Genomic DNA, 14,494 nt, shown 5'->3' on the forward strand with positions numbered 1-14,494 from the left:
CTTACTTTTAAAAACAGCCTATCCTCTACTTTGTTTTGTATCTTTGGCTTCCTAGTTATGCCAAAATAATTCCAATACCCTATTTTATAAAATAAATAAGCTAGATCCTCTTTTTTATTATTTATACCAAGCTTTTTTTGTATTTAAGCCCTTTATTTGATAGTTTATTGATTCTACTTATTTGAGCAACTATATAAACCAAGGCTCCTATAGAAACCTTTTCAAGTTTACTGTGATCTATTCTTATACCTTTTGGTGTAAAAACCTTAATAAAGTCATTAACTTGTTTATTAATAGAAATAATGCCATTTATATTATCTTTAAAGTCTATTTTTGCATCAAAAATTATTCCTTGGCTTGGCTTTGATTTTGGTTTATAGTGATTTTTAGAATTATATATGTAGCGTTTTCTTTTTTCATATTTAGCTAATTTTTTAAATCTAGAGCTCTTTATTGATTGATTATTGTATCTTGCTGATAAATACTTGTATTTACTTCTTCTTTTAATTCTTAGTTTTTTATGTTTTGTAAGCATTTTATCACTTTTATCCCACAACTCTTATAGTTTTATTTTTTACACACATTCTCACAAGGGATTCCATCTCCGTCCCTATCTAGATTTTTAAAGCCACATTTTTTAAAATACTCTTTTGCCTCTTTACAGCTTTTCATCTGCTTGCAGTATTTTTTCTTACTACAGTCAACCTCAGCCATTAGCACAGAACTACTAAAACCAACTAAAAACAAAGCCATTAATATTTTTTTCATCTCTACCCCATTATACTATACTTTTTATAACTTTTTATTTTTTAAGCTTTTTAACCTCATCCATATAATTTTTTTGCTTTAACTATTTAAACTTCTCATATTCGTTATCTGCTTTTTTACTAGAGACATTGCCACGACCTTTTAAAACTTCGTAGCTGTTAAATTTCAAAAATTCATCAAGTTTGAATTCTCAGTCACTCATACTTAGCACTATACCTCTGTTTGCCAAGCTTTCAGCATAATCAAGCAGCATATTCGTAAGTAAATTTAGCCCCTTTAGCTCATCTTGGCTTAGATAGTTTTTAGCTGTTTTGATGTCACTTTTTAACGGATACTCGCCGTTTTTATCACTCCAGTTTGTAAGCCCCAAATTTGGCTTTTTGCTATCTACTCTTTCATTTATTATCTCAGCAGCAGTCTTACCTATGACGGCAAATTCCAGTTTATTTTGCACGGTTGCGTAAAAATCTTTTGTGATTTGTGAGGTTTTATCATAATCTACGCTTAAAGCAAATAAAGCTCTTATTTTTTCATAAAAGAGCTTTTCGCTTGCTCTTATTTCTCTTATACGCTCTATTAATTCATCAAAATAATTTTTATTGAAAATATTGTTATTTTGTTTTAGTCTCTCATCATCAAGCACAAAGCCTTTTATTAAAAACTCTTTTAATGTCTTAGTAGCCCATTGTCTAAATTTGGTGGCTTTATAGCTATTTACTCTATATCCCACTGCTATTATCATATCAAGATTGCAGTGAGCTATCTCTCTTCTAACTTCCCTTTTGCCCTCATTTTGAACTATTAGGAAATTCCTAATAGTTGAGTTATCAAGTTCATTGTCATTTAGGATATTTTTTATATGCTCGTTTATAGTCGGTACACTCACGCCAAAAATTTCAGCTATTTGCTTTTGGCTTAGCCATAAAGTTTCATTGGCTTCATCTAACAAAACTTGGATATTTGTGTTGTTATTACCATCATTCCAGATAATAAAGTTTTTTTTGGTTGTATCTATCATCTTACACTATACTTTTTATAACTTTTCCAACTATATGGAAGTATTGGTTATCTTCATTTACTTTTATCTCGTAGCTTTCAAAATCATTCATTTTTATAAAATTTCTTTCAAAATATTAAATTTATACTTTACATACATTCAAAAATCAAGTATAATACAACCACTTACACCATAAATACAAATTATAACCATTTGTAGCTTAATTTTGTATTGCAAGATGCATTCTAAATTTAGTAAAAATAGTTGAAAAAATGAGAGAGTTTTTATTAAATTTATGCTTTTTCTATCTTGTTTTATATAATTCTTATCTCTTTTGTTTTTTAACAAAAAGTGTTTTATTTTACTTGTTATAATTTTTCTATGACCGGTTTGTGGCTTTGGAAAAAGTAAGGTTGCATCTTCTAATATTTCATAAATAAAACTAATATCATTAATCGCACCTTTATTTTTGGCAATTTTTAGCATATCTCTATAAATTGCCAATGCTCTTTGGGAAATTTCCAAATTTGCACCATTTAATGCGTTTAATAACTCATCTTTATTTACTTCACTTATAAGCTTATTTCCTTATCTTATCTAGTATCCACTTACTTACCCTATTTTTATATTTGCGCCTTTTGTTTTGATTTTCTTTTGTATTTGGATATCTTAGATCTAAAAGCTCATTAAACAAATCATTTATTTTCATTTGTCTTGATAGACTGCTTTGTTTTTCATAGTTTGTTGCTAACTCTCTAGCCTCAGCTAAACTTAGCTCATTGAAGTTTCCTAAAGTTGCATACCCTGTTTTTATCCTCTTTTTGTATAACTTAGTTCCAGTGTTAAAACAGACTAGATATAAACTGCAATTACTATCTATACTAAAAGCTTTAAATTTTTTATCATTAGGGCATTTTAGCTTTTTAACTTGAGTGAATGTTAGAGTTGCATTTTCTTTACCTTTTTACATTTTTGTAGTTATGGATTAAAAAATGTAAGTGGCTCCGGATGCTGGATTCGAACCAGCGACCAAGCGGTTAACAGCCGCCTACTCTACCGCTGAGCTAATCCGGAACAAAAAGTGGTACGCCCAAGAGGATTCGAACCTCTGGCCTACGCCTTAGAAGGGCGTTGCTCTATCCAGCTGAGCTATGAGCGCAAATATAAAAGTGGTACGCCCGAAAGGAATCGAACCTTCAACCTACAGATCCGAAGTCTGTTGCTCTATCCAATTGAGCTACGAGCGCTAAATTGTGGGGTGAATTGTGGGGATCGAACCCACGACCCTCAGGACCACAATCTGATGCTCTACCGACTGAGCTAAACTCACCAAATGGTCGGAGTGAAAGGATTCGAACCTTCGACCCTCTGGTCCCAAACCAGATGCGCTACCAGCCTGCGCTACACTCCGAAATTAAATTGCGAAATTGAATTATATTGAAATAAGTATGAAAAATAACTTAAATTTTGAAATATTTAATCTATTTTTCTTAAAAAACGTGACTATATCCCAATTTTCTTAAATTTAGACTAAAAATATAAAAAATCTATATCATAAAAATTTATTTTTTAATTTTTTAATCAATAACTTCGGCGAAGTAAATTAAAATATTTAATCAAAACAACAGATAAATTTCAAAAATTTAGATGTTAAATATTTTTGAAATAAAATAAATAAATGTGCCGTAAAATAAAAATTTCAAGCAAAATTTAAAATATTAAATTTTTTTACAATGATATAAATACGACGTTTATGGCATAAAGTCTAAACTGTATTTAAGCGGCTCTAATCATAAAAAATCAAACTTTTACAACTACAAAAGCAATGCTACTTTTGAAATCTCTAAACACGATTTCTCATTGTGTATTTTTTGGCTAAATTTCAATAATTAAAAAATTAACCGTGATAAGTTAAAAAATAAAATTTTCGCACATAATCCTTAAAATTTTATGGAATGAGATAGAATAGAACTTAAAATTAAATTTTTTGCATTAAATTATAAGCTTTATCGATATACTCAAAAATCGCGATAAAATTATAACATTCCTTTTATAAATTTACTTTCTATATAAAATTTATCTTTATTTCGTTTTGTTTTTAATCGCCAATATTTTCCTAAAGTGGAAACGGCTTTTATATTATAAAGCTTTATTGTATCGCCAAAATCTTCAATATAAGTTAAATAAATTTCAGGGTCGGTTTTAGCGATAACATCTTTTATACTGTCATTATTATCAAGAAAAATCAGGGTTTTATCATCAAATTTTATTTTTCTGTTCGCAATTTTTATAATTTCATTGTTTTTATTTAAAAATTTAAGACATTGCGTGCTTATATTTTCTTTGTTTTCTATATTGCCGTTATATTGGAAAGTAATATTTCCGTCTTTATAAGACAAAATTTCTACATTTTCTTTTTCGCAAGTTATTTTACCGCCAAAATCACTTAAACAAAAATATTCTTTAATCTCTTTTTTATTTATTATCCATCTAGGCAAACTTTCTTTTGCTATTTTATCAATGGTTATATATTTGTAATTTATGTCGCCAAAGCCCATCATTTTATAGCCGTAATTTAAAAATGTAGCGGTTGAACAGATAATTAACATAATAAAAGTGAAAATAAAAAGTATGATGTTTTCTTTTTTTGATATTTCCGTATCGATAAAAAACATAAAAAATATTATAAGAGACATAAAAAGCATAGATATAGATATAGTTTTATTTATTTCACCTAATTTTATTGATAAATAAAATGATACACCGCACATAACAATTATTGCAAGATATAAAAAAATAGCTGACATTTCATTTTTTATTATTTTTAAAACACAAAAAACCGAAAATCTAAAAATAATACATAAGAATAATAATATTATTGCAATGCCTGCCATATGATAATTATTGTTAAACCGAACATCAATCCTATCGCTAAAAAAAATGATTATAGCTAAAGTAATAAAAATAGATATTATAAAGGATGTCACATTAATAAATAACGATTCTGACATAAAACGGTTATTTTTAAAATTTTCATTTTGTTTGTCATAATTAAACAAGTATGCAAATGCAAAAACGGCTAATATAAATAAAATCGGCAATAATATAAAAATAGTAGAGCTCATAGTCATTACATACATTAATTCGCTTTGTGAAATGGCAGGAACAATTTTATCATTATAAAAAAAGCAAAATGCTAAAAATATAATTATTCCAAAAGCAAAAAACATAAACGTAGAAAACCATTTATTATTTCTTATAAGATTACAAAGCAATAAAAACGTTTCTTTCTTAATGTCGGAAGATTTTTTATAAATATATTTTTTAAAATTTTCATTGTTGAAAATATCGTTTTTTATTGTTTTCTTTAATTTTTCTACTTCAACAATATTTTTGTCAACATTATATTTTGATTTTAAAAATTTTAATTTTTCTTCTTCATTGTTATTATTGCTATGTAAGTCATTTAAAATTTCAGTTCTAAGGATAATAATCTGTTTAAAAATCTGTTCATTGATATCTTCTAATTTTTTGGAAATATCACAAGAAAAGTTTAAACTTTTATACAATCTCTTTTTTTCAAATATCAGTATTAAAAGATTATTTAAATTATTGCTACTACCAAGAATCGGATACTTAAATTTACTGTTTATAAATTCTATAAATTTATTACATTTTTCAATCTCTTCTTTTTGTTTATAAACCAAATCTACAAATTCCATTTTAAAACCTTTAAATTTATATCTAAAATTAAAAATTTAGTTATCTTAAATTATATTTAATAAAAACCGAACTTTTTAATAAGATTGAAAAAACTGTTTTTTATAAATGCAATATAAAATTTTAAATGTCAATCAAATACCTGAAATTAAAATAATTTAAATTTAAATCGTTGTGCCGTTAGCCGTAAATTACAACTTCGGCACAACGAAATTTAAAATTTTTAAGAATTTATTGTTTTAAATTTTCAGCGCTTTTTTAATGCCGTCTTTCAAAAACGGCGAAATTTCATCAAATGTAAAATGCGCTTTTACTGAGCCGTAAGCATATGCTGCAACTTCATAAGGTGCATAAACGAACGTTACACCATTTGGAGAAATATAAAAATTGTCGCTGATTTTAAACTCGTTTTTTACTTCTTCAAAAGCTACATCTTTTATTTTATCCCAGATCATTGATCTTAATTTTTCGTCGCCGCTGTTTTTAAGTAAATCGTCTATTGAAATTTGCTTTTTGCCGATCAGGACATAATAACTTTCGACTCCCATTCCATGTGCGCCGCCTGTATAAATATAACTTGACTCAAGTAAAACAAGCAATTTATTATTTTCATAAAAAACTCTCTCATCGGAGCTGACGCTATAAACACTGTCGATTTCATCTTTATCTACCGAATTTTCACGCTCGAATTTCAGCGCGCGATATTCTTTTTCCATATCTTTTTTTGTTTTAAAATATTCAAGCGCGTTATCAGGTGTAACATTTTTTGAAATATCTAAACTGTAATTTCCTTTTTTATCAAAATCGGGTTGATTTTCCGCATTAAAAGATAAAATAGAGTAGCGCTTATACATTTTCATATTTAAATTACGGTGTTCATCGGGTGAATTAAGCGAAACTTTTAACTCTTTGTCATTTAATTTCAGCGTCAAATCGCTATTTTCATCTATTTTAAGTTTTTCACCGTCAAATTTTACATTTTCGCCGTCAAATTCGTATGTTTTAGCGCCTGAAAACATATGTCCGCTAACCTTAGCGCCGTCTTTATAAACATCAAAATAAATTTCGCCGCCATCACCTTTAAATATATAGCTTGCACCTTCGGTTGTTACGATGTCTGCAAAAGCGAAGCACGTACAAAATAGAAATAAAAACAGAGTTTTTCTCATAAAAATTCCTTAAAAAGCGAGCCGTTAAGCTCGCAGAAGTTTAAAATTTTTTGATTATAGCGTAAAATTCTTAACTTCATTAAAATTTAAATATTTGTAAATTTCACTCTCTTTTCCTGCTAATTTTTTAGGTACAATTTTCAGATACTCCTCTTTAGTAGGAATTCGTCCGAGCATAGCGCAAACTGCGGCAAGCTCAGCGCTTCCCAAATAAACTTTCGCGCCCATTCCCATACGGTTATCGAAATTTCTGGTTGAAGTCGAAAAAACCACCGCATTATCGCGCACTCTTGCCTGATTTCCCATGCAAAGACTGCATCCTGCTACTTCTATTCTGGCTCCAGCCGCACCGAATAGACTGAAATATCCCTCGCTTTTAAGCTCGACTTGATCCATTTTTGTAGGTGGCACAATCCAAAGACGACCTGGCACCTGTCCTTCGCCTCTTAAAATTTCACCGACAGCTCTGTAATGACCGATATTTGTCATACAGCTTCCTACAAAAACCTCATCGATATTGTGAGCGCGTTTAGGATCAGCTAAAATTTCACTTATCGTCGCCACATCATCAGGATCGTTAGGACACGCTAAAATCGGCTCTTTTATCTCACTCATATCGATTTCTAAAATTTGGGCATATTTTGCATTTTTATCAGCTTTTAAAAGCACAGGATTTTCTAGCCACTCTTTCATTTTGTCACGTCTTCGTTTTAACGTTTCTTTACTTTCATATCCCGCTTTTATCATCGCATCGATCAAAGCGATATTCGATTTTATATATTCTATAACAGGCTCTTTATCAAGAGCTACGCAGCACGCGGCCGCACTTCTTTCGGCACTTGCGTCGCTTAACTCGAATGCCTGCTCTACTTTTAAATTCTCAAGTCCTTCAATTTCTATAACTTTTCCTGCAAAAATATTCTTTTTATTTTTCTTTTCTACGGTTAAAAGTCCTTTTTTTATCGCTACATAAGGTATCGCATTGACTAAATCCCTAAGCGTGATTCCTGGTTGCATTTTACCTTTAAATTTGACCAGAACGGACTCAGGCATATTTAAAGGCATCGTTCCTGTTACCGCTGCAAATGCTACAAGTCCCGAACCTGCAGGAAAACTTATGCCGATTGGAAATCTTGTGTGCGAATCGCCGCCTGTGCCGACACTATCCGGTAAAACCATACGGTTTAGCCATGAGTGAATTACGCCATCTCCCGGATGTAAAGCGACGCCGCCACGACTACTCATAAACTTCGGCAAAGTCTTATGCATAAGCGCGTCACTTGGTTTCGGATATGCAGCCGTATGGCAAAAGCTTTGAAGTACGAAATCTGCACCGAATCCAAGACTTGCAAGCTCTTTTATCTCATCTCTTGTCATCGGACCTGTTGTATCCTGACTGCCGACAGTCAGTGTCATAGGTTCTACATACATTCCGGCTCTTACACCTTTTAATCCACAGGCCTTTCCTACCATTTTTTGCGCTAACGTGTAGCCTTCATTTTCATTTGATTTCGGTTGCTCCGGTTTTGTAAAAATATTTTCAGTCGGCAATTTTAAAAATTCTCTTGCTTTAACGCAAAGAGATCTTGCGATGATAAGCGGAATTCTACCGCCTGTTCTGATTTCATCTTCGATTGTATTTGGAATTAATCTGAATTTGCTTACAACCTTGCCGGCTTTTTTAATCTCGCCTTTTAAAGGATAAATTTCAATTTCATCGCCTGTATTAAGATTATCTACATTTGCGATAATCGGCAATGCTCCACTATCTTCAGCGGTATTGAAAAAAATAGGCGCGATGGTTGAGCCGATTATTACACCACCGGTTTTTTTATTCGGAACTCCTTTGATTTCATCTCCGATATGCCATTGTACTGAATTTACACCGCTTTTTCGGCTGCTTCCGGTTCCTACGACATCGCCTACATATACGACTTTTTTACCATTTTTCTTAAGTTCCGCGATTTTTTCAAGGCTTCCGGGAAGTCGTTTGCTAAGCATAGCATTTGCGTGAAGTGGAATGTCCGATCTGCTAAAAGCTTCACTTGCAGGACTTAGATCGTCCGTATTTGTTTCTCCTGGCACTTTAAATACTACGGCTTCTATTTTTTCGTCGATTTCAGGGCGAGACAAAAACCATTTGGCTTCGGCCCAATTTTTCATAACATCTTTAGCGAATTTATTTGTTTTACAAAGAGTCGCAACATCATTAAAATAATCATGCACGAAAATCGTATTGCTAAGCGCGTCAGCCGCCATTTCGGCTACTTTATCATCCTTACTTGAAAGAGCGGCGATTAGCACAATAACATTGTATCCGCCAAGCATACCGCCAAGCATTTTAATAGCCCTTGCTTTGTCTATTTCATCAACCGTTAAATCATGGTTTATTATCTCATTTAAAAACTCGGCTTTAATCTTAGCGGCGTCGTCAACTCCAGGATTTACACGGTTTTCAAGCAAATCCGCTAAAGTTTTGCTGTCTTTGCCGCCTTTTTTTAACAAATCACAAATCTTTTTTGTTTGCACTTCATTAAGCGCAAGCGGTGGAATGCCCAATTTTGCGCGCTCTTCTACATGTTTGTCATACTCTGTCAAAAAAGCCATTTTGTATCCTTTTTAATAAAAAATTTTATATAATTTTATCTCAAAATTTTAGAATATTGGTTTAAACATAAAAATTTGTATGATTTTATAAGGAAACTTTAAATTATGGAAAAAATACTTATAGCTTCACCGATCGGAAATTTAAAAATCGTCGCAAACGGCGATGAAATCATAGAAATCAGTTTTTGTGATAATTGCGAACAAATGGAGATTTCAAACAATAAACACAGCGAAATTTTAACGCACTGCGCGGATGAAATTTCGGCTTATTTTCGCGGCGAAATTTCAAAGTTCAGCGTGAAATTTAAAATAGAAGGAAGCGATTTTGAAAAAAGTGTATATGAAGCGCTTCTAAAAATACCTTATGGCGAGGTTTTGACATATAAACAACTGGCAACAAAAATAAATAGACCGAAAGCTTACAGAGCGGTAGGAAATGCGAACGCAAAAAATAAAATTCCGATAATAATTCCTTGCCACAGAGTGGTGGCAAGTAACGGAATCGGCGGATATAGCGGCGGACTTTGGCGCAAAAATAGACTTTTAAAACTTGAAAAAGCTAAACTTAAATTTTAACGCATTTTGTTTTTGAAGCATTTAATCTATTATTTTAAAAACTGCGGCGCGGTTTTTCAGCGAAATTTTTTAAAATTTCAGCTACCGAATTTTATTAAATTTTCAATTCATCAGCGCATTTAAATTTCAACCTATCAAAATTTGTTTAAAAAATGTGCTTAAAAATTTATTTGCCAAAGCGGCTGCGATTTTTACACATTAAAAAAGCTTTTTTAACTCATTTTTACCTTATTTACAAAATTCAAACGAAATTTGACCGCGCTTATTTTTTATACGGCTAATTGAAATTTGATTTTAAAAGTCATCAGTTGTATTTTAAACTTACAAATACATCAAATTTCAGTATCATCGCCAATCTTTAACGATTTATGCTGCATTGTTTTTAATTGTTTTTGAAATTTCCATTTTATTTTTGCGCAATACTTAAAATTCAGAACTTCATTTTTTTAAACCGCTTTTTTTAAATTTTATTTTGCAGATTATCGCACTTTAACCAGATAAATTTTTATCTAAACTGTAAATAAAACTTCGTAAAATGCGCCGAAAATTAATTTTTCATAAATTTTAAACGAAGCGAGTTTAACACTACGCAAACCGAGCTGAAACACATTGCAATCGCCCCGTATATCGGTTTTAGCAAAATTCCTGCCCATGCGAAGGCGCCGGCTGCTGTAGGAATGCAGATAAGATTGTAAAAAAATGCCCAAAATAGATTTTGTTTGATTGTATTCATCGTTTTTACGGAAAGTCGTAGCAGATAAAGCACATTTTTAAGATTATTTTTTACGAAAATAAGATCTCCAGCACCTTTTGCAATTTCGTTTCCTGAGTTCATCGCGATACCGATATCAGCCGCTTTTAAAGCAGGCGCATCATTTATTCCGTCCCCTATAAAAATCACTTTGCCGCAGCTTTTTAAATTTTGCACGAAATCGTATTTTTCATTTGGCAAGACACCGGCTTTTATCTCATCAATGCCAAGTTTTTTACCCACGAAATTTGCCGTTTTTGCGTCATCTCCGGTCAGCATTACGGTTTTAATTCCTAAATTTTTAAGCTCTTCAACAACGCTTTTCGCTTCGTCTCTAACTTCATCCGCTAAACTTACAAAACCTTCATATTCGCCGTTTATCGCTACAAATATAACGCCAAAGCCGTTATTTAAAGCACTAATCGCATTTTTCGGAATTTCAAAATTTACGCCGTTTTCTCTTAAAAAATTAAAATTGCCCGCTATCAAACTTATATCGGTATTTGAAGCGATAATTCCTTTTCCTGTTTTATTTTCAAATGTTCCGTCAAATTTTGAAATTTCGCCGAATTTATCCTCCGCAAATTTCACAATCGCCTTTGAAATTTTATGCTCGCTCAAAATTTCAGCCATTGCCAAAATACGTAGATCATCGTCTTTTAAATCGCTTGATGATACAGCTATTTCGCCTTTACTAAGCGTTCCTGTTTTATCAAAAACAATTGTTCTGGCATCTTTTAAAATTTCCAAAATTTCAGGATTTCGCACCAAAATACCGTTTTTGGCGGCATTTGAAATGGCGCAAACTATCGCAACCGGTGTGGCAAGGCCTAAAGCACAAGGACAAGATATTATCAAAACGCAAATCGCGCACATTACGCCGTTAAAGGCATTTCCTACAAACGCCCAAACAACAAAAGTCAAAACGGAAATAAAAATAACGCTTGGAACAAAAATATTTGCAATCTTATCTGCAAGCCTTGAAATAGGCATTTTCTTTGCTCCGGCTTCGCTTAAAAGATCCAAAATTTGAGCAAGCAGACTGCTGTTTTTATTTTTTGTAACTTTTGCGTAAATCACGCCGTCTGTATTGATACACCCCGCATTTATTTCATCTTTTACGGTACAAAATTTAGGCAAACTCTCGCCTGTTATCATAGAAGTGTCAATTTCAGCTTCACCTTCTATTATAACCGCGTCTGCAGGAATTTTAGCACCCGTTTTTATTAAAATTTTATCGCCTGTTTTAAGGTTATCGGCATTTATCTCATTTATTACGCCATCTTCGCCTACTATAAGTGCTTTTTTAGGACTTAAATCAATCAATTTTTTTATATAGTCGTTCGCCCTGAATTTAGAGTTTTCTTCCAAAAATTTTCCAAGCAGAATAAAACAGATTATCATACTTGCGCCGCTAAAATAAAAATAGGCGAAATTTTGCGGTAAAAAGCGCGCGAAAAGCGCCACAAAAAGCGAGTAAATATACGCAACGGATGAACCGGACATAACAAGCACGTTCATATCGAAATTTTTAGCTCTCAAACTTAAAATTCCGTGTTTAAAAAAATATCCGCCGCAATAAAATAAACAAATCGCACCGAAACCGGCTCCGATAACAGCTTTCAGCGCGAAATTCAAAGCGCTCATTTCAGCCCACATAATAATCAGAGATATTGCAAAAGCCATGCAAAATTTAATGAAAAGCTCTTTAATATAGGCTTTTTTGCGCTCTATCAGTTCATCATAATCAGCCACAACTTCATAACCGATTTTTTTGATTTTCGCTTTTAAAATATTAATCGCTTCATCATTTTCTACGACAAACTCACCGCTTGCATTTGTATAACTTACCTTCGCCTCTTTTATGCCGGGAATTTTTTTTGAGATTTTTTCTACCGCGTTGGAGCAATTTACACAGCTCATTCCTGCGATATTCAGCGTGATTTTTTTACTCATCTGTTTTGATTGCTTCAAAACCTAAATCGCTCATTTCATTTTGAAATTTTTGAACGTCGTCTTCTTTGATTTTAACGCTTACGATTTTATTTTCCAAATCGGTTTTTATCTCACCGAACTCATCACTTAACGCATTTTTGATTGTATTTGCGCATTTTTGACAATGCATATTTTCTACTTTAAATTTCATTTTAACCTCTTGAGTTTTTTATAAATTATAATACAAAATTTTAAATAATTTTCAACTGCTTTCTGCTATAATGAAAATTTTAATTTTAAAAATTTAAGGAAACTTTATGGGAAGAGCGTTTGAATACAGAAGAGCTTCAAAAGAAGCTCGTTGGGGTAAAATGAGCAAACTTTTTCCAAAACTTGGAAAATCTATAACAATGGCAGCCAAAGAAGGCGGACCTGACCCCGATATGAATCCGAAACTTCGCACCGCAATAGCAACTGCAAAAGCGCAAAATATGCCGAAAGATAACATTGACGCCGCCATAAAACGTGCAAGCGGAAAAGATGCAGCTGATATAAAAATTATTCATTATGACGGCAAAGCACCGCACGGCGCACTTTTAATCATCGAATGCGCAAGCGATAATTCGACAAGAACGGTTGCAAATATAAAATCCATCTTAAACAAAGGAAACGGCGAATTTTTACCGAATGGGAGTCTGACATTTATGTTTTCAAGAAAAAGCGTTTTTGAAGTGGAATACCCGAAACGCGATCTTGAAGCCGTAGAACTTGATCTTATTGATTATGGGCTAACCGAAATGGAAGAAAATGAGTTTGAAAACGATAAAGGCGAAATCGAAAAAACTCTTACAATTTATGGCGATTATGAGAGTTTCGGAACGCTGAACGAAGGTATAGAAAAACTTGGTCTTACAATCAAAAGCGGAAATTTGCAATTTGTGGCAAATAATTTCGTTGAATTCGCAGATGAGGATTTGAAAGAGATAGAAGAACTCATCGAAAAACTTGAAGATGACGATGATGTGCAAGCGGTTTACACAAATATAAAATAGGAAAAAATTATGGAAAAACTTAAAATTTACGAGATAAACAAAGACGAAATGGCAAAGATAAAATTCGCCATCATAAAAACAGAAAAAGGCGATATGATATGCGAACTTTTTCCTTATGAAGCACCGCAAAATGTCCTAAATTTCGCCACTTTAGCAAGAAGCGGTTTTTATAAAGGTTTAACGTTTCACCGCGTAATACCTAATTTCGTAATTCAAGGCGGATGTCCCTACGGAACCGGTATAGGAGGTCCAGGCTGGCGCATAAAATGCGAATGCGACAATCAAAAACATAAACACGTAAGAGGTACACTTTCTATGGCTCACGCAGGACGTGACACCGGCGGATCGCAATTTTTCGTTTGTCACAGCGCACAACCTCATCTAAACGGCGTTCATACGGTTTTCGGACAAGTAATAAATGATGAAGGATTAAATGTTTTGGATGCTATAAAAGCAGGCGATAAAATCATCGATATACAAATCAAAGAAAGTTTGTAGTTGATAGGAATCGACATCGTCAGTATAAGCCGAATTTCAAAAATTTACACGAAATTCGGTGATAAATTTTTAGATAAAATTTTAAGCGGAAACGAACAAAATTCAGTTTTAAATTTAAATTACAATCTTAAATTAGAACGTTTAGCCGGAATTTACGCTGCAAAAGAGGCATTTGCAAAAGCTCTTGGCGTTGGAATTTCAGCTGATTTCGGTTTTTTGGATGTTGAAATTTTAAAAAATGATCGCGGCGCACCTTTTTTAGAAATTGCGCCATGCATAATTAAAAAATTTAATATCAAAAATGCGGATGTAAGTATAACTCACGACGGTGGATTTGCTATATCCGCCGTAATTTTGGAAATGTCAAAATTCTGAAATTTCGTGATTTTTTATATATTTAAATTTCACTTTCAAAAAATCA

The 14,494-nt window shown here is 32.4% G+C and carries 13 protein-coding genes, 5 tRNA genes and 1 pseudogene; 4 read left to right on the forward strand and 15 right to left on the reverse strand.

Annotation, left to right across the window (positions count from 1 at the left end; genetic code table 11):
* Positions 1 to 121: 121 nt before the first annotated feature.
* From CHAB381_RS06570 to CHAB381_RS06625, 13 genes and pseudogenes are all read right to left on the reverse strand, one after another.
* Entirely contained in the window at positions 122 to 535 is a 414-nt protein-coding gene (locus CHAB381_RS06570) for a hypothetical protein (protein WP_041570514.1), read from the reverse strand.
* 32 nt (positions 536 to 567) lie between these two features.
* Complete coding sequence (locus CHAB381_RS06575; RefSeq protein ID WP_012109262.1) at positions 568 to 768, reverse strand: excalibur calcium-binding domain-containing protein; 201 nt, start codon at positions 766 to 768, stop codon at positions 568 to 570.
* Between the two features lie 190 nt (positions 769 to 958).
* Positions 959 to 1,786: a RhuM family protein gene (gene rhuM, locus CHAB381_RS06580; protein ID WP_223429413.1), complete on the reverse strand. Its 828-nt coding sequence runs from the start codon at positions 1,784 to 1,786 to the stop codon at positions 959 to 961.
* A 138-nt stretch (positions 1,787 to 1,924) separates the two neighbouring features.
* Positions 1,925 to 2,290 (reverse strand): hypothetical protein, encoded by a 366-nt coding sequence (locus CHAB381_RS06585; protein ID WP_012109263.1) that lies wholly within the window; start codon positions 2,288 to 2,290, stop codon positions 1,925 to 1,927.
* 55 nt (positions 2,291 to 2,345) lie between these two features.
* Positions 2,346 to 2,648 (reverse strand): annotated as a pseudogene (locus tag CHAB381_RS09250) (hypothetical protein); the annotation flags it as partial.
* A gap of 116 nt (positions 2,649 to 2,764) precedes the next feature.
* Positions 2,765 to 2,839 (reverse strand) — tRNA-Asn (locus tag CHAB381_RS06590).
* An 8-nt stretch (positions 2,840 to 2,847) separates the two neighbouring features.
* A tRNA-Arg gene (locus CHAB381_RS06595) sits at positions 2,848 to 2,924 on the reverse strand.
* 11 nt (positions 2,925 to 2,935) lie between these two features.
* Positions 2,936 to 3,012, reverse strand: a tRNA-Arg gene (locus tag CHAB381_RS06600).
* Positions 3,013 to 3,019: 7 nt separating this feature from the next.
* A tRNA-His gene (locus CHAB381_RS06605) sits at positions 3,020 to 3,095 on the reverse strand.
* A gap of 4 nt (positions 3,096 to 3,099) precedes the next feature.
* Positions 3,100 to 3,176 (reverse strand) — tRNA-Pro (locus CHAB381_RS06610).
* 625 nt (positions 3,177 to 3,801) lie between these two features.
* Positions 3,802 to 5,487, reverse strand: a complete 1,686-nt coding sequence (locus CHAB381_RS06615) for an ABC transporter permease (RefSeq protein ID WP_012109265.1) — start codon at positions 5,485 to 5,487, stop codon at positions 3,802 to 3,804.
* Between the two features lie 237 nt (positions 5,488 to 5,724).
* Complete coding sequence (locus tag CHAB381_RS08915) at positions 5,725 to 6,654, reverse strand: DUF3298 and DUF4163 domain-containing protein (RefSeq protein WP_012109266.1); 930 nt, start codon at positions 6,652 to 6,654, stop codon at positions 5,725 to 5,727.
* Positions 6,655 to 6,708: 54 nt separating this feature from the next.
* Positions 6,709 to 9,261, reverse strand: a complete 2,553-nt coding sequence (locus CHAB381_RS06625; protein ID WP_012109267.1) for a bifunctional aconitate hydratase 2/2-methylisocitrate dehydratase — start codon at positions 9,259 to 9,261, stop codon at positions 6,709 to 6,711.
* 105 nt (positions 9,262 to 9,366) lie between these two features.
* Between CHAB381_RS06625 and CHAB381_RS06630 the strand changes: the two genes are divergently transcribed.
* On the forward strand, positions 9,367 to 9,837 hold the full coding sequence (locus CHAB381_RS06630) for a methylated-DNA--[protein]-cysteine S-methyltransferase (RefSeq protein ID WP_012109268.1): 471 nt from the start codon (positions 9,367 to 9,369) through the stop codon (positions 9,835 to 9,837).
* Positions 9,838 to 10,384: 547 nt separating this feature from the next.
* On the opposite strand, the gene CHAB381_RS06635 is transcribed toward CHAB381_RS06630, so the two are convergent.
* A complete protein-coding gene (locus tag CHAB381_RS06635; protein ID WP_041570515.1) occupies positions 10,385 to 12,544 on the reverse strand; it encodes a heavy metal translocating P-type ATPase in 2,160 nt (719 codons plus the stop codon).
* Positions 12,537 to 12,734, reverse strand: a complete 198-nt coding sequence (locus CHAB381_RS06640; protein WP_012109270.1) for a heavy-metal-associated domain-containing protein — start codon at positions 12,732 to 12,734, stop codon at positions 12,537 to 12,539. Before CHAB381_RS06640 ends, CHAB381_RS06635 begins: the two co-directional genes overlap by 8 nt.
* A gap of 106 nt (positions 12,735 to 12,840) precedes the next feature.
* Between CHAB381_RS06640 and CHAB381_RS06645 the strand changes: the two genes are divergently transcribed.
* Genes CHAB381_RS06645 through acpS form a run of 3 tightly spaced genes read left to right on the forward strand, consistent with a single transcriptional unit; the run spans position 12,841 to position 14,448 of the window.
* The gene (locus CHAB381_RS06645) at positions 12,841 to 13,575 is read left to right on the forward strand and encodes a YebC/PmpR family DNA-binding transcriptional regulator (RefSeq protein WP_012109271.1); all 735 of its coding nucleotides are present in this window, start codon (positions 12,841 to 12,843) and stop codon (positions 13,573 to 13,575) included.
* Positions 13,576 to 13,584: 9 nt separating this feature from the next.
* A complete protein-coding gene (locus tag CHAB381_RS06650; protein ID WP_012109272.1) occupies positions 13,585 to 14,073 on the forward strand; it encodes a peptidylprolyl isomerase in 489 nt (162 codons plus the stop codon).
* A complete protein-coding gene (acpS, locus tag CHAB381_RS06655; protein ID WP_012109273.1) occupies positions 14,074 to 14,448 on the forward strand; it encodes a holo-ACP synthase in 375 nt (124 codons plus the stop codon).
* The last annotated feature ends 46 nt before the right edge of the window (positions 14,449 to 14,494 follow it).

The sequence above is a fragment of the Campylobacter hominis ATCC BAA-381 genome, from assembly GCF_000017585.1.
Lineage (GTDB): Bacteria > Campylobacterota > Campylobacteria > Campylobacterales > Campylobacteraceae > Campylobacter_B > Campylobacter_B hominis.

What these genes read in the sequence shown, in the direction of transcription:
- CHAB381_RS06570 (WP_041570514.1), bottom strand. Translation starts at nt 535, where the DNA reads ATGCTTACAAAACATAAAAAACTAAGAATTAAAAGAAGAAGTAAATAC.
- CHAB381_RS06575 (WP_012109262.1), bottom strand. Translation starts at nt 768, where the DNA reads ATGAAAAAAATATTAATGGCTTTGTTTTTAGTTGGTTTTAGTAGTTCT.
- rhuM (WP_223429413.1), bottom strand. Translation starts at nt 1,786, where the DNA reads ATGATAGATACAACCAAAAAAAACTTTATTATCTGGAATGATGGTAAT.
- CHAB381_RS06615 (WP_012109265.1), bottom strand. Translation starts at nt 5,487, where the DNA reads ATGGAATTTGTAGATTTGGTTTATAAACAAAAAGAAGAGATTGAAAAA.
- CHAB381_RS08915 (WP_012109266.1), bottom strand. Translation starts at nt 6,654, where the DNA reads ATGAGAAAAACTCTGTTTTTATTTCTATTTTGTACGTGCTTCGCTTTT.
- CHAB381_RS06625 (WP_012109267.1), bottom strand. Translation starts at nt 9,261, where the DNA reads ATGGCTTTTTTGACAGAGTATGACAAACATGTAGAAGAGCGCGCAAAA.
- CHAB381_RS06630 (WP_012109268.1), top strand. Translation starts at nt 9,367, where the DNA reads ATGGAAAAAATACTTATAGCTTCACCGATCGGAAATTTAAAAATCGTC.
- CHAB381_RS06635 (WP_041570515.1), bottom strand. Translation starts at nt 12,544, where the DNA reads ATGAGTAAAAAAATCACGCTGAATATCGCAGGAATGAGCTGTGTAAAT.
- CHAB381_RS06640 (WP_012109270.1), bottom strand. Translation starts at nt 12,734, where the DNA reads ATGAAATTTAAAGTAGAAAATATGCATTGTCAAAAATGCGCAAATACA.
- CHAB381_RS06645 (WP_012109271.1), top strand. Translation starts at nt 12,841, where the DNA reads ATGGGAAGAGCGTTTGAATACAGAAGAGCTTCAAAAGAAGCTCGTTGG.
- CHAB381_RS06650 (WP_012109272.1), top strand. Translation starts at nt 13,585, where the DNA reads ATGGAAAAACTTAAAATTTACGAGATAAACAAAGACGAAATGGCAAAG.